The organism is Streptomyces sp. NPDC002499 (assembly GCF_053595415.1).
Genome location: NZ_JBSFXO010000001.1, coordinates 396,352 through 419,517 on the forward strand (window position 1 = coordinate 396,352; position 23,166 = coordinate 419,517).

Genomic DNA, 23,166 nt, shown 5'->3' on the forward strand with positions numbered 1-23,166 from the left:
CCAGACATTTCGAACGGCGGAGGATCTCATGGCCGTACGACACCGTTTGATCAGGAAGTCTCCCGAGGACGTCTGGAAGGTGCTGTCCGACGTCGGACGGTACGGGGACTGGGTTGTCGGTACCTCACGGGCCGAGCTGGACGAGGGGTCGTGGCCCGAGGTGGGGGCGGCCCTCCGCTACGAGATCAGGATCGGGCCGCTCACCCTGCACAACCAGACCGTGGTACGCCGCAGCGAACCGCCCGCCGTCCTCGAACTGGAGGCGAACAGCGGGCCGCTCGGGACCGCGAGGATCGCGATGGAACTGCGGCCCTGGGGTGAGCAGACACTGGTCATCCTCGACGAGCATCCGCTGCGCGGTGCGGGTGGCCTCCTGCACAATCCCCTGCTGGACGCGGTGCAGCAGATGCGCAGCCGCGCGATGCTGGCCCGTCTCGCCCGCGTGTGCGAGGAGGACGAGAGCCCGTCACGCACCTCTGCCGGACAACCGCGCCCGCACACGGCCTGAACCAGCGCCGAGCGCTGAAGAAGCCGCGCCACCGGGTGCGGTGCGACCCACCGAGCCGGGAGCGAGTGATGGCGGACGCAGTAGTGATCGGGGCCGGACCCAACGGACTGGTCGCCGCGAACCTCCTGGCCGACGCGGGCTGGAGCGTGGCGGTCCTGGAGGCCCAGGACGAGCCGGGAGGAGCGGTCCGGCACGACCGTGGGGTCGATCCCGACTTCGCAAGCGATCTCTTCAGCGCCTTCTATCCTCTCGCCGCCGCCTCCCCGGTCCTGGCCGGCCTCCACTTGGAGCGGGAGGGCCTGAGCTGGAGCCATGCTCCGAAGGTGCTGGCCCATCCGTTGTCGGACGGCCGCTGAGCGGTCCTCAGCCGGGACCTGGAGGAGACGGCCGCGAGCCTGGAGGCGTTCGCCCCTGGGGACGGAGCCGCGTGGAAGGAGCTGCGGAACGTCTGGGAGACGCTGCGGCCCGGCATCCTCGACGCCCTGTTCACACCGTTCCCCCCGGTCCGCGCCGGGGCCCGGCTGGCGCTACGACTGCGGGCGGCGGGCGGCTTGCGGCTGGCCCGGACGATGCTGCTGCCGGTCCGGCGCATGGGCGAGGAGGAGTTCGGCGGTGAGGGCGGCAGGCTCCTGCTCGCGGGCAACGCCCTGCACGCGGATCTCGCACCGGAGGCGGCGGGCAGCGGCGGCTTCGGCTGGCTCATGTCCATGCTCGGCCAGACCTACGGCTTCCCCGTCCCCGTCGGCGGCGCCGGAGCGCTCACTTCGGCTCTTGTCCGCCGTCTGACGCGTCTCGGTGGGACCGTCCGCTGCGGGGAACGCGTCACCGAGGTCGTCGTCCGCAACGGTCGGGCTGTCGGCGTCCGCGCCGCGGGCGGCGAAGCGGAGGCGGCCCGCAGGGCCGTCCTCGCCGACGTGTCCGCGCCCGCGCTCTACGGCTCCCTCGTCGCGGAGGAGCACCTTCCCGGGCGGCTGCTCGCCGACCTGAAACGCTTCCAGTGGGACTTCGCCACGTTCAAAGTCGACTGGGCACTGAACGGCCCGGTGCCCTGGACGTCCCCGGAGGCCGCGCAGGCGGGAACCGTCCACCTCGCCGAGGGCGTGGACGCCCTCACCCGCTTCGCCGCCCAGATCGCCACGGGCCACATCCCCGACGACCCCTTCGTCCTCTTCGGCCAGATGACCACCGCCGACCCCAGCCGCTCACCCCGGGGCACCGAGTCGGCCTGGGCCTACACCCACGTGCCGCACCAGGTGCGGGGCGATGGGGGCGACGACAAGCTCGCCGGCTCCTGGGACGCCCGGGAGCAGGAGATCATGGCGGACCGTGTCGAGACACAGGTCGAGCGCTACGCCCCTGGCTTCAGCGGCCTCATCAGAGCCCGGCGCATCCTCGCCCCGCCGACGCTGGAGAGCATGAACGCCAACCTCCACGGCGGCGCCATCAACGGCGGCACCACCGCCCTGCACCAGCAGCTGGTCTTCCGCCCCACCCCCGGCACCGGCCGCCCCGAGACACCCGTACCCGGGCTCTACCTCGCATCCGCCTCCGCGCACCCGGGCGGAGGCGTCCACGGCGCCCCTGGCGCCAACGCCGCACGCGCCGCCCTCCACGGACATCGCACCGGTGCCCTCGCCCACCTCCAGAGCCGACTGGCCCACCGCGACCGCAAAGGCCGGCGCTGACGGCCCCCACGCCCTACCGACCGCCTCTGGAACCGGCGATGTCTCGATCCAGCGGGGAGACGTTTGTTCGGGCCCGTTCGGCGCACACGAAGAGCTGACACAGCTTTAGTCCGAGGAAGAGGAAGCGGAGACACACCATGGGAATCATCGCGTGGATCGTCATCGGTCTGCTCGCCGGCGCCATCGCCAAGATGCTGATGCCGGGCAAGGACCCCGGCGGCATCATCGTCACCATGCTCATCGGCATCGTCGGCGGCCTGCTCGGCGGCTGGCTCGGCAAGGTGGTCTTCGGCGTCGACTCCATCGACGGGTTCTTCGACCTCTCCACCTGGATCGCCGCGATCGTCGGCTCCTTCATCCTGCTTCTCGTCTACCGCCTCGTCACCGGCAACCGACGCTCCCACCGCCACGCCTGACCGACCGACAGCACACGCCCGCACCACCTCAACGGCTCCCTTCTGTCACACCGGACGGGAGCCGTCGGCGTATCCGGGGCTTCGATGAAGGGCCAGGTCGCGTAGCGCCTCGGACAGGGTCTGGCGGCGGCGTCCGCCGATGACGATCGCCACAGGTGCGCATCCGCCCTGTCCGGCGGGGCACTTGGTGAGCCATGGAGTGGGCGGGGTGTGCGGGAGGGGCGGTTCGTCGTCACGGCGCGACGGCGGTGTCGGCGGTGCGGCGGGCGTGGCGGGGACCGGGTCGTGAACGGGATCTGACCGTGCAGGCCGGCAAGGCGGCACTGGCCGCCTGTCTGGCGTGGGCCGTGGCCGGGTGGTGGTTGCGGGCGCCGGTGGCGTTCGTCGCCCCGTGGATGGCGGTCGTGCTGGTGGAGTCGACGGTGTACAGGTCGCTCGCGCACGGCCTGCAGCAGCTGGCGGCGATCGCGGTGGGCACGGTGGTGGCGACAGCCGTCGCGTTGATGCTGGGCGGCACGATGGTCCCGATGGTCGTGGTGCTTCCGACGGTGCTGCTGCTGGCGCAGTGGCGGCGTCTGGGCAGCCAGGGCATCTACGCCGCCACCGGCGCGCTGTTCGTCCTGACCGACGGCCAGGTCTCCCTGGCCGCTTCGGGCGCACGCATCGCGGAGGCGGTCTTCGGCGCGGTGGTCGGCATCGCGGTCAACGCGCTGGTCCGGCCCCCGGTGTATCTGCGTGACACCCGTGCCGCCCTCAAGGACGCCGCCGACGAAGCCGAACGGATTCTCTCCACGGTGGCCGAGGCGCTCGCCGACGGTGAGTGGGAGGACAACGCGGCCCGGGTCTGGCACGAGCGCGCGCTGCGGCTGGGTCGCCTGGTCGACCAGGCCCGTTCCGCGATCGGCTGGAGCCGCGAAAGCATGCGGGGCAATCACCGCGGGCTCGGCGCGGGCGGCATCCCCCGGCCCGGCAAGGGCTACGACGACGCGCTGGCCGTCCTGGACCAGGTCGCCGTACACATCGCCGGTGTGACCCGCACCGTGCTGGAGATCGCCCACGACAACGAGGCGGTCCGCACCGGCCCCCAACTCACCGGCCCCTACGCCGACTTCCTGCGCCATGCCGCCCGGGCGATCGGGCTCTACGGCCAGACCCGTTTCGCGGAAACCGGCACTGAGCAGCCGGCCCACAAGGCCCTGCGCGACGCCGTCGACGAGCTCCGCCGCAGCCTCGACGAACTCCACCGACAGCTGCCCGGCACTGTGCGCGACGATCCCGACGCACTGGCGACACACGGCGCACTGCTGGTCCAGGCACGTCGACTGGCCGATCAGCTCGTGCAGGACTGACACCGTTCCGTAAGGAAGACGACCGTTGTGTCCAGAGGACGTGCGGTACGGCGACGGACAGATCCGGCGCAAAGCGGTAGCGGGTCCGCGTCAGCCGCCCGGGCAGAGGTATCGGCCAAGACATGACGGGCACTCACAGCCAGACCCGGGCAGGGTCCAGGGTCGGGCGGACCGGGCCGTGGCCTTCACGCCGCCGCTGCCGTGGCCCCGGACATCGTCGGCCCACCGGCTCCACACCGCGCGCGGATCTCCGTACAGCTCCCGATGCCCGGTCCCCGAACGAGCGCGGCTGGGTGCGGCGTTGACCCTCACGGCTAACGTGACTAGTCTATGGCTAATCACGTTAGCCATTTTATGGAGGACGACATGACCGAGCACCTGAGAATCGGCAAGAACACCATCGCCTTCGACGTGACCGGGGAGGGCCCCCTCGTCGTGCTGGCGCACGGTATCGGCGACAGCCGGCACTCCTACCGCTTCCTCGTCCCCGGCCTGGTGGCCGCCGGATACCGGGTCGCGAACGTCGACATCCGCGGGTGCGGCGAGTCCAGCCTCGGCTGGGACGGTTACAGCCGCACCGACATCGCCGGAGATCTGGTCGCCGTCGTGCGTCACCTCGGCGGCCCGGCCGTGATCATCGGGCAGTCGATCAGCGGCGGCGCCGCGACCATCGCGGCCGCCACCGCGCCCGACGTGATCAGCGGAGTGATCGAGCTGGCTCCGTTCACCCGTGCGCAGCCGGTCGACCTGGGCGGGCTGATCCGGGTCAAGCGCTTCCGGACCGGGTACACGCGGATGGCACAGGTCATCGTCCGGGGACGCCTGGCGGACTGGAAGAAGTACCTCGACGTGGCCTACCCGGCCAAGCCCGCCGACTGGAACAGCGAACTGGCCCGCATCGAGGCCACGTTGAGTGAGCCCGGCCGGATGAAGGCCCTGCAGGACATGTGCAAGTCCAAGCCCACCGACGCCGGCGCCCAGCTCGCCCACGTCACCTGCCCGGTCCTGATCGTCGAAGGCAGCCTGGACCCCGACTGGGCCGACCCCCGCGCCGAAGGGGCGAAGATCATCGCCGACCTGCCCGCCGGCCTCGGCGAGCTCGCCGTGATCGACGGCGCGGGCCACTACCCGCACGCCCAGACCCCCGACCAGGTCCTCGCGCTGGCCCTGCCGTTCCTGGCCAAGGCGGCCGGCCGTGCCTAGGGCCGGACTCACCGCCGCGACGGTCACCGAAGCCGCCGCCGCCCTGGTCGACGAGGTCGGGTTCGACCAGCTCGGCATGGGCCTGGTCGCCGAAAGGCTCGGGGTCAAGACCCCCTCGCTCTACAAGCACGTCAGCGGCCAGACCGAACTCGCCCACCGGATCGCCATCCTGGCCATGAACCAGTGCGCCGACGCCATCCGCGACGCCATCCAGGGCCGGTCCGGCACCGAAGCCCTGGTCCGCGGCGCACAGGCGATGCGGACGTTCGTCAAGGACCACCACGGCAGATACGCCGCAGCCAACGCCGCCGTCCCGACCGGACCCGACGACCCCCTCATCGACGCCCTCAACCGGGTGGTCGACTCCTGGGCGGCCATGCTGCACGGCTACCGGATCGACCCCGACCAGCAGATCCACGCGCTACGGATGCTGCGCACCGTCCTGCACGGATACGCGTCGCTGGAAGCAGCCGGCGGGTTCCGGTTCGCCACCGACATCGACGACAGCTTCACCTGGATGATCGACTTCATCGACCACGGCCTGCGGGAGACCACGGCCACCAGCACCCACAGCGCCCCCTCCTCCAGCAGGGCCGCGCCGGGCGTGACGCCCTGACCGCCGTGGACTGCGCTCCACGCCGGCCCCCGGCCCCACCGACCACCGGTGGACCACCCGCGCGCCGAACCCCCGCCCCTGTCGCCTGCACCAGCCAGAAGTGGAAACCACCATGAAGCCGGTCCTCACCGCCGTCATAGACATCGACGCCACCCCGCAAGCGGTGTGGGACGTCCTCACCGACTTCTCCGCCTACGGCGAGTGGAGCACCTTCTCCGCAGCAGAAGGAACCGCTCGAGTGGGAAGCCGGCTCACGATGCGCATGCCGGGCATGACCTTCAGGCCCACGGTCACCGTCGCGACACCTGGCCAGGAACTGCGGTGGGTCGGCACGCTCGGCATCAAGCAGCTGTTCCACGGCCGGCACTCCTTCGTCCTTTCCCCCAACCACGACGGCACCACCCGCCTGACCAACCACGAGGAATTCTCCGGAGCCCTGGTCACCCTGATCCGGCCCTTCCTCAGAACACCCAAAAAAGACGGGTACGCCGCCTTCAACACCGGCCTCAAGCAGCGGGTGGAAGACCGCACCGAGCTCAGGCCGGGTGCGTGAGGTGCCGGTGGTCTCGGTGATTGGGATGACCGCCGCTTCAAGCGTGTGAAATCGCCCGCCTGCCCGATGTCCGCCTGGGCCGCTCCGGGGGGCTCGCCGTGCCGGACCGGCAAGAGCAAGGCGGCCATCCAGTCACGCGTCGCCCGCTTCCGTCTCGTGCCCCAACTCGCGAAGGCGCTCGGAGTGCCGACACCGGCCGTACGCGAACCGGGCTCGGTCCGAACCGAGCAGCCCCGGTCCGCGAACGCCTGCTCCGAGCCTGTCGGACACGTCTGACGGCTTCCCCGGTTCAGCCACGAGCGGGGGAAGCCGTCCCGCTGGTGCTGGGAGGGCTGCTGCGCTCAGGACCCGGTCGGCGACCTCGCGGCTTCGTGAATTGGGCCTCTTGGCGCAGGGTGAGGTATGTGGACGAAGTGTGTGGGAAGGCGTCAGGCATGCAACCTCCCCAGTCCTTAGGCCCGCGCCACGGCAGCGCCGGGCGAGCGGGATCCGGCACACCACCCAGCGTGGCCGATGGCGAAAGCCGTGACAGTGCCTCGCCGCAAGGCGAGGAGCGGGCCGAGTTGCTGTTCGAGGAAACGGAGCAGCTCAAGGAGGCGCTGCGGCGGCGGCCGGTCGTCGACCTGGCTCGGGGCGTGTTGATGGCGCTCTGGTCGTGCACGGCGGAGGAGGCGTGGCAGATCCTGGTGTGGGTGTCCCAGCATGCCAACGTCAAACTGCACGACGTGGCGGAGTCGGTGGTCGCGACGACACGGCAGGAATCGATGCCGGCGCACCTGCAGAAGCACCTGACCACAGCGGTGACATTGCTGCGTTCTCGCCGGACTGAGGGAGCGTAGACGCAGAGACAGCGGGTAGCCGGAGTTGGCTGGTGGGGAGCGGCGCAACGCCTGGGGAGGTCAAGCGCCGCCTCCCCGCCAATCCTTCGGGGCGAGCCCGCCGCGGATGTGGCGACCGTCAGGAGTCCCGCTCAACAGGTGGTTCGGCAGATGCGCGGATGGTGTCGGTGTCCTGTGTGCCCTCGGCGATCTCCCGGGCGAGGGCGGAGAGTTTGAGGTTGTGGGAGCGGGCGTAGGCGCGCAAGACGCTGAACGCTTCGTCGATGGGCATCTGCCAGCGCTCGGTGAGGATGCCCTTGACCTGTTCGATGACGATACGGCTGTTGAGGGCGTACTGGAGCTGGTCGCGCTCGGCCTCGCTGTGGGCGAGCGTGCGCTGCTGGAGGATGGCGATGGTGGCCACGTCACCGAGAGCCTGGGCCAGGGTGAGGTCTTGGTCGGCCAGTGGCTCGGGGCGGGTCTGGAAGAGGCTGAGCGCGCCGATGATCCGACCTCGCAGGCGCAGCGGCAGGGCGTTGGTGGCGACGAAACCGACGGCCTCGGCGCCACGGGCGAACTCCGGCCACATCGTGGCCGCGGCGGGGTCGGTGAGGCTGACGTCGATCCGTGGCAGGCCGTCGCGATAGCAGTCGACGCAGGGACCCTGGTCGTGCTGGAGGGCGAAGAGTTCCAGCAGCCGGGTGTGTTCGTCGGAGGCGGCCAGGAGGTGGAGCCTGCCGTCGTCGTCCGCGAGCAGGATGCCGACGGCGGCGACGTCCAGCAGTTCCATACAGTGCACGGACAGGTTCTGCAGGAAGTCGATGACGTCGAAGTCGTCGATCAGGGAGTCGGCGACCTCGACGAAGACTTCGGTGAGTTGCTGTTCACGGGTTGCCATCTCGCTCAGTCCTCGTCCTTGTCATCTGCGGGGTTCGTCGGGTGCGGATCGGGTTCGAACCGCAGTCGCCGCTCCACGACGTCCCGAGCCGTGTCGGTGAGAGTGCGGCTGTTGCCGTAGGCGTGGGCACGCAGCCGCAGCAGTGCCTCCCCAAGGGATACGGACAACTGGACGCTGACCATGCCGGTCGCCTGGTGCAGGACGGCCTGGTGCAGGACCGGAGGGGACAGGTCCTGGTTCTCCGCGGCGGACAGCAGCGGGCTCCCGAGATCCAGCACCCGGTTGGCCAGCGTGACCGCAAGGACGTTCACATCGTCGCCCTGCGCCGGGGTCAGATGCCCGGGACTGCTTCTGACCAGCGTCAGCACGCCCAAGGTGATGGCACCGATCTGCAGGGGGAAGCAGAACACCGCCCGCACGTTCAGGGCCGATGCCTCGATCACGAGAGCGGGCCAGCGGTCCTCTCGCACGCGGCTCAGTTCGGGCACGCGCACCGTGGTGCCGCCGGCCAGGCAGTCCGGCCCCGGACCGTATCCGAGAGTGAGCTGCAGGTCCTCGAAGGCGTGCGCGAGGCCGCCGGAGGACCACAGGATCTCCGTTCCGAGCGGTGCGTTGCCCGCGCTGACGGCGATCCCGTCCATGGCAAGCAGATCGGCTGTGTCCGCCGCCACGTCCGGCCATTCCTTGGTCTGCAGCAGTCGCAGGATCTCCGTCATCCGGTCACTGATCATGCGGCTCCGCTGGACGACTGGGAGGTGCGAACTCGACTCTGTCGATGCCCGAGTACCCCTCCGCCAGGAGGTAGTCCGTACCGGTGAGGCCCAGCAGCCGTCGCACGACCGGGACAGGATGGTGCAGGCGAAGCTCCCCCTGCAAGACGGCCAGCCGATGGGAGAGGTTGAGGAAGACGTTCAGACCGCCAGCTTCGCCGCCGCGGGCATTCACCGCTATGTACGAGGCAGCCCTGTGAGATCACGGGGCGTGCGTTCAGGGATGCGCGCCCGGTCGCGGATTGGTGGAAGCCGGGGTACTGCTGTGAGGCAGTGCCCCGGCTCTCGTTCGTCGCGTCCGAACATCGAGTTGTCGTTGGCGGAACTGGAGGGCACGTTCTGGACGATGTCCCAGTGCTCCACCACCTTGCCGTGCTGCACCCGGTAGATGTCGAAGACGCCGGAGGCCATGTCCGGTGTGAACGTACCGCGGGACTGGATCACGACAAGGTCGCCTTCGGCGATCACTCGGAAGATGTTGGAGTGGAACTCGGGGAACGCTCCGAACATCCCGGCGATCCCGTCCTTGGCCGCCTGCATGAGGACCTCGGAGCCGTCGGCGGTCTGCGCCGGATTCAGCAGGTGGGCACGTACGGCGTCGTCCAGCCGGAGCGCGCGGGCGACCGCTTCGAGTACGGCCGGGGAGACGCCGGCGAGACTGCCACGCTCCAGCTTCTGCCGCGCTCCGTCCCCCACTCCGATCCATCTGTGCCAGCCGACATCCTCACTCGGAGAGGGCATCGGCGAGCGAGGCGCGAATCGTGAGAACGGTCTCGACTCCGACAAGCTGCAGAACCCGCAGGACCGGCTGGGACGGGGCCGCGATCCGGATCCACGTGCCGGGCCGGTCCCGCAGTGACCGCGCTGCGGTCAGCAGGACGTTGATGCCGGTGGAGTCCATGAAGGAGACGCCGGAGAGGTCGAGCGCGATACGTCCGGTGCGATCCACGCAGTCCTGGAGGGCCGCGCGCAGCGCCCCGCAACTGTCGCTGTCGATCTCTCCGACCGGAGTCACGACGCTGACGCCGCCGTGGTCGGCCGTATGGACTCTGAGGTGTTGCGGCGAGCCGCCGCTGTCTGGGAGCACGATGTCTTCTCTCTGAACGGAGTCTGTTGCCTGCCGTCTCCGGCCGAGGGAATCTCGTCCACGCGCACCGCGTGCAGGCTTGTACGCGACCTCCCCGAACTGGAGATGGTCGTGCGGCAGCCGCTGGGTCCTAACGGCACGTGCCGGAAGTGCAGGCAGCCTCCTCCGAGGCCGTGGGCCAGGTGGCTTTCAGCTCGGGCGATCGACTCTCCAGGGACTGCGCGGAGCTTGAACACACCACGCTTTCCGCTCGTGGGGCCGGTTACTCGGCCTGCTGAGACGTGTGCGGCTGCGTGAAGAGCTGCTGGATTCCGGTCACGTGGAGCAGGCGTTGAAGGAACGGCGGCGTGTTGTCCAGGTGCAGCCGCACGGCACGTGCGTCGGTTCTGCGGCGGATCATCAGGAGGGAGGAGAGGCCGATGGAGTCGCAGAAGCCGAGCTCTGCGCAGTCGAGGCGCAGGTCGTGCAGTTCGGGGTGGTCGGCGAGGCACTGGTCGGCGTGCTGGACCAGTCCGTCACCGGTGTCGTAGTCCAGGCCTCCGGCCAGGTGGAGACTGGCGGTGCCGCGGCCGGCCTCAAGGGTGACGGTGAGCGAGGAAGGCATCGGCGTCATGCGGGGACTCCGGGGGGTGTGTCGGTGGTGATGTGTCCGCGGAACAGGGCGGAACGGGCCTGGTCAAGGAGTGACACGGACCGTGGGAAGTCCTTGAGTTCGGTGGCCAGGATGTCGAGGGTCGGGTTGAGGGACCGGACAGGCACACGGCGTGCGGTGAGAATGCCCGCGGTCCAGGTGATGAACGAGGTGAAGAGGTCGCTTTCGTCGGTGTAGAGGGCCACGGTGAGGAACTCGACGATGTGGGCGATGTCTTCGGCGGTGCGCTCGCGTTGGTTCCGGGTGTAGTCGGCCATGGCCGGGAAACGGTCTTCGAGCTGGGAGACGACCGTTTTGACCAGCTGCGGCTGGGTGCGGGCGACGAGCGTGTATTCCTGGTCGGCGAGGTGCGGCAGGTCGTCGATCTGCTGCCGCCCGGTGGCCAGGTTGGGGGCGGGAATGCCCTCGGCGAGCTGCCGGGCGGCGGCGCGTGCGTCCGGGGCCCAGGCGTTGGCGCCGAGGAGACGGGCGTAGCGGCCATCGGGTCCGAAGGCGGCGCCGCCGACGAGTACGGGTATCCCGATGGCCTGACAAGCGGTGATCGCCGCATGAGCCGCCGGCAACCGGGTCGGGATCGAGGAGGACAGGGCGACGGCGTCCGCACCGGTGTTGTGAAGGTGGGCGATGAGGTGCGGGGTCGGGACCTGGGCACCGAGGAAGTCGACCTGCCAGCCGCGAAGGGTGAGGACTTCGGCAAGGAGGCGGGCCGGCAGGGAGTGCCATTCCTGTTCCACGCAGGCCACGGTGATCCGGCCGAGGGTGGGCTGGGTGCGACGGGCCGGATGGTGGGCGAGGGCGGCGACCACGCGTTCGGTGATGGCGCTGGCCGCGTGCTCCTGGGCGACGCTCAGCCGGTTGGCCGCCCACTCGGCTCCCACCCTCACCTGGAGCGGGGCGAGGAGGTCCAGGAGGACCGTTTCGGCGTCCATACCGCTGTCGAGGGCGGCGAAGACGATGTCGGCGGCCCGGTATTCGTCGCGGCTGGTCACGGCTGCCCAGAGCTGGTCCTGCCTGTCTCCGGCTTCGGCCTCGCCTTCGGTGACGGTGTTCATGCGGTGTACCTGCCCCGGGTGTGTCCGTCGACGGCGCTGAGGTGATTGGTTCGGGGTGCGCTGATGGCGATCAGGGCCATGTCGTCGTGGGGGCCGTTGCGCAGCCACTGTGAAGCGAGCATCTGGATTCGGTCGACGACGGCTTCGGCGGGCATGTCGGCGCAGTCCGACAGGGCTTGTCGCAGGCGTTCGTCGCCGAACAGCTCCTCGCCCAGCGGTCCGCCGCGGGCTTCGGTGAATCCGTCGGTGTAGAGCAGGCAGGTGTCGCCCGGCCGCAGAACGGTCTCGACGGAGTGGGCCTCGATCGCCGGAAGCACGCCGATGAGGGAACCATGGGTGGTGATCTCCTCGACGGTGCCGTCCCGGCGTACCACCAGCGGGCTGGGGTGGCCGGCCGAGGTGAGACGCAGTCGCACATGGTTGTCGGCGCGCTGGACCGAGGCCAGCACCATGGTCGCGAAACGTGTGTGGTGGGAGGACAGCAGCGCGCCGTTGAGGAGCCGCAGCATCCGTTCGTGGTCGTCGGCCATCGGCAGCAGCGCCTGGAGGGTGTTACGGATCTTGCCGGTGAGGACCGCGGCTTCCAGCCCCTTGCCGCACACGTCCCCGAGGATCACCAACGACGCGTCCGCCGGGGTGCTTCCGGGGTGGACGTCATAGAAGTCGCCGCCCACGCGCTCCGCCGCGGCCGCGGGCCGGTAGCCGCCGGCGATCTCCACACCGTCCAGGCGTTGGAGGGTGGGTGGCAGCAGATCCCGCATCAGGGTCTGCGTTATGGCGCTCTGTTCGCTGTAAAGGCGGGCGGCCGACAGGGCGGCCCCGGCCCGTGCGGCGAAGAGCCGGGTGAAGATCTCCTCGTTCTCGTTGAACTGCGGCCGGTCTGTCGCGCGCAGGAGGATGAGGGCTCCGGCCGGGACGCCGTGACCGGGCAGCGGGGTGACGACGACCGACCCGATCGATGCCTCGCAGCTGTCCGGCAGCGCCCAGACGGGCAGTGCCGTGGGGTCGATCCAGCGGGAGGGAACAGGCGGGAAGCCCTGCAACGCCTCGCCCAGTCCCGGGAGATCGGCCGGATCGGCGACAACGAGGGCGCGGTCGGCCTCCTGGCCCGATACGGCGCGGGCGACGGGCAGTTTGCCGCCGGTCGCGGGGGCGACGACGATCGCGACGTCCGCGAGGTACTCGGCGGCGAGCTGCGCGGTCGCGGCCATGCATCTGCCGGTGTTCAACGAGGCCAGCAGGACATTGGACGCCTCCGCGAGAAATCTGGTGCGTTCACGCTCGGTGGCGAGTGCCTCTTCGGCGAGTCGGCGCTCTGTGTCGTCGACCAGCCACCACACCACGCTTCCGTCCGCGTTCAGAGTGGGATGCGCCTCGAAGGTGTACGCCGCGATCCGCCCCGACACCGGCTCCGAACGAGTCGTGCCCCCGTCCGTCGACGACGCGTGGACAGCGTCCGCGACCGCTGCCTGGTGGGCCCGGGCCAACCAGTCCGGAACCACGTCCCGCATGCTCGTGCCCGGTACCGCGTCTCCCAGGAGGTGACCTGCCGCGTCGTTCAGCTCGATGACGGTACCTGTCCCATCAGCCACGATGACGGGGCAGGGAGCCGAGCCCCACAGCCGTGACCGGGTGAGGGGATTGCCCTTGGTAGAGGCCATAAAATGGGCCCGCCCTGGGCGAACCGCACCACCCTCCTGGATCGACGACAATCACTTGCCGTGCGGCAAGCAAATTAGTTGCCGTGCGGCAATCATTGTCCAGCGGGCAGCTCAATAGCAACCCGCCGCGGACATCGACTGCCCTGAAGGGTGGGCTCCACACGTCGTCAACACCAAAGAGGCGAAACCTTCACACGAGGGCCCTAGGGGAAAGCGCTGGTTCTAACCGGCCGCCGCCGAGCGCCCGTACCAGTCCAGGCACATCACCAGGGAATCGTCCGCCGCCGGACCGGCACCCCGGTGCCCCAGCAGTTCTTGCAGCATCACCCTGGGCACCTGGGACGCGGGCAGCAGACGCGTGCTGGTGATCGACTTCGCCAGGGCGCGCAGGCTGTACTTCTCCCCACCAGGGGAGAGCGCGTCGTAGACCCCGTCGCTGATGAACAGAAGACGGTCTCCGGGCTCGACGACGATGCGCTGAGAGACGTAGGCGGTGTCCTCGAACATCCCCAACGGCATCTGCGCCTCCAGGTCGATCGTCTCGACCACGCCCGCCCGCAGTCGCCACATCTGCGGAGAGCCCGCGTCGATGATCTCCACCTCTCCCGTCGGGAGATGGAAGCGGAGCAACAGCGTCGACAGGTACCGGCTCCCCTGGTGCTGCCCGTAGACAGCCTGGTCGGCGAGGTACGCCTGGTCGCTCAGGTCGAGGCCGGCGCGACGTGCGTTGCGCAGGGCGTTGACGGCGAGGTTGGTCAGCAGGGCGGCCTCGATCCCCTCGCCCATCCCGTTGCTGACGGTCAGGAACAGGTCGTCGGCGGAGGCCGACCAGTCGAAGCTGTCGCCGAAGATGGCATACGCCGGCTCCAGCTGGGCCCCGAGGCTGTACTCCGGCCGGGCGCAGGAGCGCCCCGGCAGCAACTGCCACTGCATCTCGGCGGCGAGCGTCAGCCGCTCCGCACGCCGCGCCTGGAGGAACACATCCGTGTCGCGCTCGGCGACGACCACCTCGTGCGCCAGGGCGTCCGCATACTGCCGGAGCTCCTCCAGCACCTCCGCCGCAGGTTCGTCCGTGCCCGGCAGAGAGACGCTCAGCACCCCGAGCCGGTCCCCCCTGACGCTGACCGGAACATGCACGGTCACCTCCGACCCGGAGACATCGCGCACGCAGTGCGGCTCCTGGGCACCAAAGGCACGACCAGGTGCGCTCTCGTACACTGACAACGGCCGCAGAGTATGCGGCAGCACCCCGACGGGCTGAAGACGGGTCATCGCGTAGTCCGCCATCAGCAACTCCACGGCCCCGGCCCGGAATCGGCGCTCGATCAGCGAGCGGAGCACGTCAAAAATCTCATGGGGAGCGGCCTCCCGCAGAGCACGCTCAACCGCACTGGGTCTCTCCACCGGTACCGGTCCCTCTTTCCTTCACATATCTTCGTCTGTGCGACTGCTCACAACGACCAGCCGGAACGGGCACGATCCACCCACTCGGGAGTGTCACATGCGCGAGGCCGACGCCTCCCACGACCAGCACATCTCCCCCGCCCTGCCCGAAATCGGACCGGTCCTGGAGCACCTCGAAATAGCCTGGGAACGCAGCCGCGCCACACTGAGCACCGCACCCCTCTCCTCCATCCAGACCCGCGTGATGTACGTCATCGACCGCGAACCCGGCATCAATCTGAGCACGCTGGGCCGACGGCTGTGTGCCGCCCCGCCATCCGTCACCCGCCTGTGCGACCGCCTCCAGGCCGCCGGATTCCTCCGCCGTGTCCCCCGCCCCGAGGACCGACGCGAGATGCGGCTGGAACTCACCGAGACCGGCATCGCTCATCTGCACGACATCAGGCACCGTCGGGAAGAGGCCCTCCGTCAGGCGATGGCCCACATGAGCCCTGCCGAACAGCACGCTCTCGCCACCGGACTGAGCGCGCTACGCGACGCGGTCGACGCACCCGCCCCGATCCACGAGCAGGAGAGGTCGGCCTGACCCGGACGCGGACGAGTCTCGGCGAGCAGCGTTTGCGGCTTTCGCCCTGGAGGAGGTCGTCGACGACGACATCCCCGAGCACGACTTCTTCGAAGAAGGACGGCCACCCGAGTCAGGCCGCCCCAGGCACCGTCACACGTCCTCGACCGTCGACGTGACCGGCGTACCGATCTCGACCGTGCGGCTGACCGTGCAGAGCCGGTCGTGGGAGGTCTTCACCGCGCGGGGCAGGATCGCGCGGGCGCGGTCGGCGCCCTCGCCGTCCGGGAAGGCGACGGAGAACGCGACCGCGAGATCGGTCAGGCGGTTGCCGAGTTCGTCGCTGACCTTGTTGCCGCTGACCGTGACGGTGAACGTCGTGGGCTCCGCGTGCCGGCTGGTGGCGACGTCGACGTCCACGGCGGTGCAGCCGCCGAGCGCGGCGAGGAGCAGTTCGACGGGGGTGAACGCGGTGTCGTCGGCGTCGGAGCCGGTGCCGAAGGCGAGCGTGCCGCCGCGGGCGTTGGTCGCGACGAAGCGTCCGGGGGCGGTCCGCTCGACGGTGACAGTGCGCAGAGAGTTGTCGGTCATGCCTACGACATTAATGCGGCCCGGCGCAGAGACCGCGGACGTCCCCCTCGGCGGAGTCGGTGCCTGCGTCTGATACGAGGCACTGCGTCGAGTCCCCCGTTCCTCAACTACCCCAGCACCTTGCCCGGGTTGAACAGGCCCCGAGGGTCGAGGGCGTCCTTGACCGCACGGTTCAGCGCCATCACCTCGGGACCCACCTCGGCACGCAGGCCCTCGCGTTTGAGCAGGCCCACGCCGTGTTCGCCGGTGACCGTGCCGCCGAGGGCGAGGGCCTCGGCGATGATGTCGTGGAACGCGGCCTGGGCCCGGGCCCGCGCGGGCTCGTCGTCGGGCGGGGTGATCAGCAGCGGGTGGAGGTTGCCGTCGCCCGCGTGCGCGATGTTCGCGATGAGCGTCTCGTGGCGCTCGGCGATGGCGTGGATGCGGCCGAGCATCTCCGGCACGGCGGACTTCGGCACGCAGATGTCCTCGGTGAGGACCGGGCCCAGCCGTTCCAGCGCCGGATAGGCCAGGCGCCGCGCCTCGAACAGGGCGTCCGCCTCCTGCGGGTCGGTGGACCGGACCGCCCAGGTGGCACCGGCGCTCTCGAAGCACCGCCGGATGGTCTCGGCCTCCTCCTCGCCCGCCTTCCCCGGCGCGTCGGTCCGCCCCAGCACGACCACGTCCGCCTCCGTCGACAGGCCCATGTGCTTCCAGGCGTCCACGGCTTCGAGGCAGTACCGGTCGATCAGTTCGAGCGCCGACGGCACCACTCCGGCGGCGGCCACGGCCGCGACGGCATGCCCCGCGTCCACGACGGAGGAGAAGTAGCCGGCCACCGTGTGTTCGGGGGCGCGACTGGGACGCAGGCGCACCGTCACCTCGGTGATGACGCCGAGCGTCCCCTCGGATCCGACGAGCAGACCGGTCAGGTCGTAGCCGGCCACGCCCTTGGCCGTACGACGTCCCACCCGGACCAGTTCGCCGGTCCCGGTGACGAACTGGAGCCCCAGGACGTAGTCGCGGGTGACCCCGTACTTCACGCAGCACAGCCCGCCCGCGTTGGTGGCGACGTTGCCGCCGATCGTGGACCAGGGGGCGCTGGCCGGGTCCGGCGGGTACCACAGGTCCTGCTCGGCACAGGCGGCGCGGAGGTCGTCGTTGACGACGCCGGGTTCCACGACCGCGAGCCGCTCCAGCGGGTCGATCTGCTTGATGGCCGACATGGCCTCGGTGGACAGCACCACCGCCCCGTCCACGGCGTTCGCCCCGCCCGACAGCCCGGTCCCGGCACCGCGGGTCACCACCGGAGCCCCGTGATCGAGACAGGCACGCACGACCCGCTGCACCTCTTCGGCGGTCCGCGGCCGCACCACCGCCGCCGGTTTCCCGTACGGCGCCCACTCGGCCTCGTCGTGCGCGTACCCCGCCATCACGCCGGGGTCGGTGACGACACGTCCCTCGGGGAGGTCGCTGTGCAGACGTCGGATCAGTTCGCGGTGCGGGGCCTCATCGTGCATGACAGCACCGTAGACCTCGACGGACCCCGACTCCGATCCGGTGATCGCCGGACAGAACGATCACGTGGTGGATTTCGGGAAGGCCTGCGCCACCCCGAATGTTGGTGTGTATGACACCGGTTTTCGGCGTCCCTGGTCACAGCGAAGGCTCCGGCCTTCTTAGAAGGGGAACAAACAGCCATGTTCAAGCGCATTCTGGTCGCCGTCGATCCCAGCCCCGCCCGGCAGTCCGCCCTCCGGCTGGCGGGTGAGCTGGCCCAGTCGGCGGACGCCGAGGTCCGGGTTCTGCACGTCGTCGCCTCCGCCGCCAACCTCGCCGCGGTGGTTCCGCTCGAGGACGACTCCGAGGCGAAGGCCATCCTCGACGAGGCCGTGGCCACCCTGCGGGACAAGGGGATCAAGGCCGAGCCCGCTCTGGCCAGGGGTCTGACCACCCAGGTCGCCGCCGCCATCTCCGAGGCGGCCGATGAGTTCGACGCCGACCTCATCGTCCTCACCCCGCACCACCGGGGATCCATCGAAGCGCTCTTCGACCCGCGGGTCAGCGACGCCGTCGCCCACTCCAGCCACGCCGCGATCCTGCTGGCGCCGGAGGAAGCGGCGCAGGCCTGATCGCCCCTTCCGTCTCCTGGCCGGGCGTCACCGCCCGGTCCGGGAGACGCGCGCCGACGGTCGCGCGTAGGGTTCCCGAATGATCGAGGTACCGGAGACATTCGCGCGGAGCACGGTCGAACGGGAGGGCGAGACGGGGGCCGTCTGGCTCACCGAACTGCCCGGAATCGTCGACGAGTTGCTGCGGGTCTGGGGCTGTACGCAGGACGGCGAGGTCATGCACGGCGGTGTCGGGGTCATCGTCCCGGTGCGACGCCCGGACCGGTCGCCGGCCGTGATGAAGGTGTCGTTCCCCCATCCCGGCAACGTCCATGAGCCGGACGCCTTCGAGGCCTGGCACGGGCGCGGAGCCGTCCTCCTGTACGCGCGTGACGACGAACGGTTCGCCATGCTGCTGGAACGGGTGCACCCGTCGACGCTCGCGGAAGTCGAGGACGGCGACGAGGTGGTGTCGGTCGCCGGGCGGATCAATCGACGCCTGGCCGTACCCGCGCCGCCCGACCTCCCCCGACTGCGGGAGCAGACCGACGCCTGGGAACAGCAACTCCGTACGGACGCCGAGGAGTTCGGCGATGCCCTGTCGCGCCGAACGGTCGACGCGGCTGTGGCGACCGTCCGTGAGGTGGGCCGCGAGCAGCCCGACCTCCTCATCCATGGCGACCTGCACGGCAAGAACATCCTGCGCGCCGAGCGTGAACCCTGGCTGGCCGTGGACCCCAAGGGCTACGTGGGGGATCCGGCCTACGACAGTGGCGCCCTGCTCAAGTCCCGCGGGCTCGGCATTCTGGAGGCGGACGACCAGGGCAAGGCCGTCCACCGCATTCTGGACGTCTTCGCCGAGGCCGCGGAGGTCGACCGCGAACGCGTCCGGCGATGGGCCCAGTTCCACGCCGTCCAGGCCGCGTTCTGGGCTCGCCGCCACGGATTCCGAGTGGCCCGTGGCGGCCCGCTGCTGGACCTGATCACCGAATTCGCGGACAACCTGGCGGAGTTGCTCGTCGAGCGCGCCTAGCCACGAAGACCACGTGGGCCAAGTGGGCACGCCCGACGAGCAGTCCGCCGGAGACGAGCCGTCCGCCGGTGACGAGCAGTCCGCCGGTCAGGTCGCGGTCGCCGCCGCTGCGGCCCGTCCGGCCGCTCGGCCGGAGAAGAGGCAGCCGCCGAGGAAGGTACCCTCCAGCGAGCGGTAGCCGTGGACACCGCCGCCGCCGAAGCCGGCGACCTCACCGGCCGCGTACAGACCGGGAATCGGACTGCCCGCGGCGTTGAGGACACGGCCCGAGAGGTCGGTCTGGAGACCGCCGAGGGTCTTGCGGGTGAGGACGTTGAGGCGCACGGCGATCAGCGGCCCGGCGCTGGAGTCGAGGATCCGGTGGATGGCCGCCGTACGGCTGAGGGAGTCTCCTGTGTAGTTCAGGGCGTTCCGGATGCCCATGACCTGGGTGTCCTTGGAGTACGAGTTGGTGATCTCCCGGTCGCGGGCCTCGATCTGGCGCTTGAGGTCGTCGAGGACGATCAGGTTGTCGCCGGTGAGCTTGTTCATGCCGGTGACGAGATCGGTGAGCGTGGTCGCGACGACGAAGTCCGCGCCCTTGTTCTTGAACTTCTCGATCGGCTCCGGGGTCTGCCAGATCCGGGACAGCAGCTGCCAGATGTTCTTGTTGGTGAGGTCCGGGTTCTGTTCGGAGCCGGAGAGCGCGAACTCCTTGGCGATGATCTTCTGCGTGGTCACGAACCAGGAGTAGTCGTAGCCGGAGGCGGTGATCGATCTCAGGGTGTGCAGGGTGTCGTAGCCCGGGATGTCGGGCGAGTCGAACCGCTTGCCGGTGGCGTCGAACCACATCGAGGACGGGCCGGGGAGGATGCGGATGCCGTGGTTCGGCCAGATCGGGTCGTAGTTCCTGAGGCCTTCGGTGTAGTGCCACATGCGGTCCGGGTTGACGATCCGGCCGCCCGCCTTCTGGGTGATGCCGAGCATGCGGCCGTCCACGTGCGCGGGCACGCCGGTGACCATGAACTTCGGCGGAGTGCCCATCCGGGCGGGCCAGTTCTGCCGGACCAGGTCGTGGTTGGCGCCGATGCCGCCGGAGGTGACGACGACGACCGGGGCGCGCAGTTCGAAGTCGCCGACGACCGTGCGGGAGCTGGAGGTGCCGCGGGCCGCGGTGGAGGGCTCCAGGAGCGCGCCGCGGACACCCGTGACGACCCCGCCGGTGGTGACCAACTCGTCCACGCGGTGGCGGAACTTGAAGGTGACCTTGCCCGCGTCGACGCCGGCCCGCACCTTCTTCTCGAACGGCTCGACCACGGCAGGGCCGGTGCCCCAGGTGACGTGGAAGCGGGGCACGGAGTTGCCGTGTCCGGTCGCGAGGCCGCCGCCGCGCTCCGCCCAGCCGACGATGGGGAACCACTGCACGCCGAGTCCGGACAGCCAGGACCGCTTCTCGCCGGACGCGAACTCCACATACGCCTTGGCCCACTTGGCGGCCCAGTAGTCCTGTCCGTTCGGGTCGTCGACACCGCGGTCGAAGCCGGCCGCGCCCTGCCAGTCCTGCCAGGCCAGGTCGTAGGTGTCGGTGACGCCCATCAGGCGCTGTTCGTCGGAGTTGACGAAGAACAGGCCACCGAAGGACCAGAAGGCCTGCCCGCCGATGCTCGCCTCGGGCTCCTGGTCCAGCAACAGCACCTTGCGGCCCGCGGCGACGAGTTCGGAGGTCGCGACGAGTCCGGCGAGTCCGTGACCGACGACGATGGCGTCGGCGTCCTGCGACTCGGCGCCGAAGGCGGGGACGGCGTTGGCCGCGAGGGCGGCGCCGGCGATGACGCCGCCCGTCACGGTCAGGGCATGCCGACGGGTGATCGCCGCAGGGGCTGACGAGTTCTCCATGGACGGCCTTCCAGAGGAGGTGCGGGGGGTGGGAGATGCACGGGAGCCTGCTGCGACAGCCAGGTGTTACCGACGGTAGCCCAGGAGTTCTCGGAGTCGCCAGAGTCGTGCGTCATGAACATGCAGGAGGTGGCTGGCGAGTTGCGACGGTCACTGACATGCCTCAAGTAGGCGACGAGTCACGCCAGTTGCCCTCGCCGACCCCTCTCACGCCACGGCGTCGTACGCGACCCGCAGCCGAACACTCGCCTCGGCCCGCGGCCTCGGGGCACGCTCCGCGAACACGACCAGTCGCAGCACGAGATAGCGGCCGATCCCGACGAGCGCGGTGGCCGACAGGTACACCGCCTGTTGCAGCACCAGCCCACCGCCGGGGCGGAACGCGTCCAGCGCTCCGACCGCGGCCGACGTGACCAGCCAACCGGCGATCATGGTGGCGGCACTCTTCAGGTGCCCGGCCAGACCGGGCCGTCCGTGGCCGAACGAGACGCGGGCGTGCAACTCGGTGGCGACCACGGTGGAGACGACGGTGGTCAGCGCGTTCGCCGCCATCCACGGGATCCACTGCGCGAGCAGGACCAGGGCCGCCGAGGCCGCCAGCGTGACCCCGCAGCCCAGCCCGGCGAAACGCCCGAAGGCTGCCGCGTGCCGACGGATCAGTCGCAGGCTGTTCATGGTGGTCCCCTCCCCGGCCGCCACCCCCCGCGGGGTCGCTGTCATGCGGCAGAGATTGGCCGACCGCGGATTCAGCGCGGTTTCAGCGCGTTCTCAGGGATGTCGGCGTGCTGAAACCGGAGCGGCGGGACGAAGCCCAAGGTCTATCGCCGCCCGCGCGCGGACGTTGACGGGAATAGACAGAGCTGTCTACCTTGTTGCCCACCAACACAGACAGACCTGTCTACTCACCGCCGCGCAGACAGCCCAGGACTCCGATGATCCCCGTCTTCGTCCTCGCGAAGGGCCTCCGATGAACCCGCTCGAACCATCCGACCGCACCAAGACGTCGAGCCGCCCCATACCGCCCCGGGCGGCCTTCTACGTCCTCGCCTCCGTCGTGATCTCCCTTCTCGCCGCCTCCAGCGCACCCACCCCGCTCTACGCCGCCTACCAGGCCGAATGGGGCTTCACGCCCATCACCACCACGGTCGTGTTCGGCATCTACGCGATCGCCGTCCTGTCGAGCCTGCTGGTCTTCGGAAAGCTCTCCGACCACGTCGGACGCCGTCCCGTCCTGATCGCCGCGATCGCGGCACAGGCCGTGGCGATGGTGGTGTTCTCCACCGCCGGCGGCGTCGACGAGCTTCTCCTCGCCCGCATCGTCCAGGGCCTGTCGACCGGTGCCGCGCTCGGCGCGGTCGGGGCCGCGATGATGGACATCGACCGGCCGCGCGGCACACTGGCGAACGCCTTCGTCCCCGGCCTGGGCACCGCGACAGGCGCCCTGGTCAGCGGTTTCGTCGTGCAGTACCTGCCCGCTCCGACCCACGCGATCTACCTCGGCCTGCTCGTCGTGTTCGTGATCCAGGCGATCGCCGTCTCGCTCATCGAAGAGACCGTCGCCCGTGAACGCGGAGCGCTGGCCAGCCTGGTGCCCGAGATCAAGCTCCCGCGCACGGTCCGCGGCGCCGTCCTGGCCGCCGCTCCCGTCATCTTCGCCGTCTGGGCACTCGCCGGGTTCTACGGCTCGCTCGGCCCCGCCCTGATCCGCACCCTGGTCGGCTCCGACTCCGCCGTCTACGGCGGACTCGGCCTCTTCGTCCTCGCGATCGTCGCGGCCATGTCCGTCCTCGCCCTGCGCAAGGCGCAGACCACCACAGTGATGTACACCGGCATCGGCGCGCTCGTCGCCGGAGTGGCGCTCACGCTGCTGGCCATCCACCTGAGCTCGTCCGCCCTGTTCTTCCTCGGCACGGCCGTCGCCGGCCTCGGCTTCGGCAGCGGCTTCCAGGGCGGTATCCGCACGGTCCTCCCGCTGACCCGGCCCCACGAGAGCTCCGGCGTCCTGTCCCTGCTGTTCGTCACCTCCTACCTCGGCATGGGCATCCCGTCCGTCGTCGCGGGCATTCTCGTGGTCCACGGCGGAGGCCTGATCCAGACGTCGGAGGAGTACGGTGCGCTGGTGATCGTCCTCGCGCTGCTGGCCCTCGTGGCCCTGCTGCTGCGCGGCAGGCCGCAGCCCGTCCGCGGGCTGACCGTGGCCTCCGGACCGGCGGTCGCCGGGCGTCGGCCGGTCGAGGCGGAGACCGCGGAACGCGTGTCCTGATCCGTTGCTCACTACACTGACGCAGACACGACGAGTGATCGGGATGCGCGTGCAAGACGAAGCGCCAGGGACGACCG

Annotated in this window: 23 protein-coding genes and 1 pseudogene; 12 read left to right on the top strand and 12 right to left on the bottom strand. The window is 70.1% G+C overall.

Translation table 11 applies throughout. From position 1 onward, the window contains the following. Positions 1-28 precede the first annotated feature (28 nt). The 8 genes and pseudogenes from ACWD5F_RS01775 (at position 29) to ACWD5F_RS01810 (ending at position 7,169) form a co-directional block, all read left to right on the top strand. The gene (locus ACWD5F_RS01775) at positions 29-508 is read left to right on the top strand and encodes an SRPBCC family protein (RefSeq protein WP_451250087.1); all 480 of its coding nucleotides are present in this window, start codon (positions 29-31) and stop codon (positions 506-508) included. Positions 509-576: 68 nt separating this feature from the next. Then, a pseudogene (locus ACWD5F_RS01780) lies at positions 577-2,193 on the top strand (phytoene desaturase family protein). A gap of 137 nt (positions 2,194-2,330) precedes the next feature. After that, positions 2,331-2,609: a GlsB/YeaQ/YmgE family stress response membrane protein gene (locus tag ACWD5F_RS01785; protein ID WP_451250089.1), complete on the top strand. Its 279-nt coding sequence runs from the start codon at positions 2,331-2,333 to the stop codon at positions 2,607-2,609. A gap of 194 nt (positions 2,610-2,803) precedes the next feature. After that, complete coding sequence (locus ACWD5F_RS01790; RefSeq protein WP_451250090.1) at positions 2,804-3,958, top strand: FUSC family protein; 1,155 nt, start codon at positions 2,804-2,806, stop codon at positions 3,956-3,958. Between the two features lie 366 nt (positions 3,959-4,324). Then, positions 4,325-5,161, top strand: coding sequence for an alpha/beta fold hydrolase (locus tag ACWD5F_RS01795; RefSeq protein ID WP_451250092.1), 837 nt, complete (start codon positions 4,325-4,327; stop codon positions 5,159-5,161). After that, a complete protein-coding gene (locus tag ACWD5F_RS01800; RefSeq protein WP_451250094.1) occupies positions 5,154-5,777 on the top strand; it encodes a WHG domain-containing protein in 624 nt (207 codons plus the stop codon). Before ACWD5F_RS01795 ends, ACWD5F_RS01800 begins: the two co-directional genes overlap by 8 nt. Positions 5,778-5,889: 112 nt before the next feature. Further along, entirely contained in the window at positions 5,890-6,330 is a 441-nt protein-coding gene (locus tag ACWD5F_RS01805) for an SRPBCC family protein (RefSeq protein WP_451250096.1), read from the top strand. A 506-nt stretch (positions 6,331-6,836) separates the two neighbouring features. Beyond that, on the top strand, positions 6,837-7,169 hold the full coding sequence (locus ACWD5F_RS01810; RefSeq protein ID WP_451250098.1) for an ANTAR domain-containing protein: 333 nt from the start codon (positions 6,837-6,839) through the stop codon (positions 7,167-7,169). Between the two features lie 118 nt (positions 7,170-7,287). Here the strand turns inward: ACWD5F_RS01810 and ACWD5F_RS01815 are convergent, their stop codons facing one another. The 8 genes from ACWD5F_RS01815 to ACWD5F_RS01850 form a co-directional block, all read right to left on the bottom strand. Beyond that, complete coding sequence (locus ACWD5F_RS01815; protein WP_451250100.1) at positions 7,288-8,046, bottom strand: GAF and ANTAR domain-containing protein; 759 nt, start codon at positions 8,044-8,046, stop codon at positions 7,288-7,290. Positions 8,047-8,051: 5 nt separating this feature from the next. Next, positions 8,052-8,777 carry an ANTAR domain-containing protein gene (locus ACWD5F_RS01820; RefSeq protein ID WP_451250102.1) on the bottom strand — a complete coding sequence of 242 codons (726 nt, stop codon included), beginning with the start codon at positions 8,775-8,777 and terminating at the stop codon, positions 8,052-8,054. Positions 8,778-8,993: 216 nt separating this feature from the next. Further along, on the bottom strand, positions 8,994-9,512 hold the full coding sequence (locus tag ACWD5F_RS01825) for a nuclear transport factor 2 family protein (RefSeq protein WP_451250104.1): 519 nt from the start codon (positions 9,510-9,512) through the stop codon (positions 8,994-8,996). 28 nt (positions 9,513-9,540) lie between these two features. Further along, positions 9,541-9,903 carry an STAS domain-containing protein gene (locus ACWD5F_RS01830; RefSeq protein WP_451250106.1) on the bottom strand — a complete coding sequence of 121 codons (363 nt, stop codon included), beginning with the start codon at positions 9,901-9,903 and terminating at the stop codon, positions 9,541-9,543. A gap of 262 nt (positions 9,904-10,165) precedes the next feature. Beyond that, positions 10,166-10,516, bottom strand: a complete 351-nt coding sequence (locus ACWD5F_RS01835) for an STAS domain-containing protein (RefSeq protein WP_451250108.1) — start codon at positions 10,514-10,516, stop codon at positions 10,166-10,168. Then, the gene (locus tag ACWD5F_RS01840) at positions 10,513-11,607 is read right to left on the bottom strand and encodes a cobalamin B12-binding domain-containing protein (protein ID WP_451250110.1); all 1,095 of its coding nucleotides are present in this window, start codon (positions 11,605-11,607) and stop codon (positions 10,513-10,515) included. Before ACWD5F_RS01840 ends, ACWD5F_RS01835 begins: the two co-directional genes overlap by 4 nt. Continuing rightward, the gene (locus ACWD5F_RS01845; RefSeq protein WP_451250112.1) at positions 11,604-13,268 is read right to left on the bottom strand and encodes a SpoIIE family protein phosphatase; all 1,665 of its coding nucleotides are present in this window, start codon (positions 13,266-13,268) and stop codon (positions 11,604-11,606) included. Before ACWD5F_RS01845 ends, ACWD5F_RS01840 begins: the two co-directional genes overlap by 4 nt. Before the next feature lie 222 nt (positions 13,269-13,490). After that, positions 13,491-14,672 (bottom strand): PP2C family protein-serine/threonine phosphatase, encoded by a 1,182-nt coding sequence (locus tag ACWD5F_RS01850; protein WP_451250113.1) that lies wholly within the window; start codon positions 14,670-14,672, stop codon positions 13,491-13,493. A 97-nt stretch (positions 14,673-14,769) separates the two neighbouring features. On the opposite strand from ACWD5F_RS01850, the gene ACWD5F_RS01855 reads away from it, so the two are divergent. Further along, positions 14,770-15,258 (top strand): MarR family winged helix-turn-helix transcriptional regulator, encoded by a 489-nt coding sequence (locus ACWD5F_RS01855; RefSeq protein WP_451250115.1) that lies wholly within the window; start codon positions 14,770-14,772, stop codon positions 15,256-15,258. A gap of 132 nt (positions 15,259-15,390) precedes the next feature. Here the strand turns inward: ACWD5F_RS01855 and ACWD5F_RS01860 are convergent, their stop codons facing one another. Both ACWD5F_RS01860 and ACWD5F_RS01865 read right to left on the bottom strand, forming a co-directional pair. Beyond that, positions 15,391-15,828 carry an OsmC family protein gene (locus tag ACWD5F_RS01860; protein WP_451250117.1) on the bottom strand — a complete coding sequence of 146 codons (438 nt, stop codon included), beginning with the start codon at positions 15,826-15,828 and terminating at the stop codon, positions 15,391-15,393. Between the two features lie 107 nt (positions 15,829-15,935). After that, entirely contained in the window at positions 15,936-17,240 is a 1,305-nt protein-coding gene (locus ACWD5F_RS01865) for an FAD-binding oxidoreductase (protein ID WP_451251008.1), read from the bottom strand. A gap of 267 nt (positions 17,241-17,507) precedes the next feature. Between ACWD5F_RS01865 and ACWD5F_RS01870 the strand changes: the two genes are divergently transcribed. Beyond that, positions 17,508-17,939: a universal stress protein gene (locus tag ACWD5F_RS01870; RefSeq protein WP_451250119.1), complete on the top strand. Its 432-nt coding sequence runs from the start codon at positions 17,508-17,510 to the stop codon at positions 17,937-17,939. A gap of 79 nt (positions 17,940-18,018) precedes the next feature. After that, positions 18,019-18,951 carry an aminoglycoside phosphotransferase family protein gene (locus tag ACWD5F_RS01875; protein ID WP_451250121.1) on the top strand — a complete coding sequence of 311 codons (933 nt, stop codon included), beginning with the start codon at positions 18,019-18,021 and terminating at the stop codon, positions 18,949-18,951. An 87-nt stretch (positions 18,952-19,038) separates the two neighbouring features. Here the strand turns inward: ACWD5F_RS01875 and ACWD5F_RS01880 are convergent, their stop codons facing one another. After that, positions 19,039-20,826, bottom strand: coding sequence for an FAD-binding dehydrogenase (locus ACWD5F_RS01880; RefSeq protein ID WP_451250123.1), 1,788 nt, complete (start codon positions 20,824-20,826; stop codon positions 19,039-19,041). Between the two features lie 207 nt (positions 20,827-21,033). Next, positions 21,034-21,501, bottom strand: a complete 468-nt coding sequence (locus ACWD5F_RS01885) for a hypothetical protein (RefSeq protein WP_451250125.1) — start codon at positions 21,499-21,501, stop codon at positions 21,034-21,036. Positions 21,502-21,793: 292 nt separating this feature from the next. Here ACWD5F_RS01885 and ACWD5F_RS01890 point away from each other — a divergent pair, with 292 nt between their 5' ends. Then, entirely contained in the window at positions 21,794-23,089 is a 1,296-nt protein-coding gene (locus ACWD5F_RS01890; protein ID WP_451250127.1) for an MFS transporter, read from the top strand. Positions 23,090-23,166 lie beyond the last annotated feature (77 nt).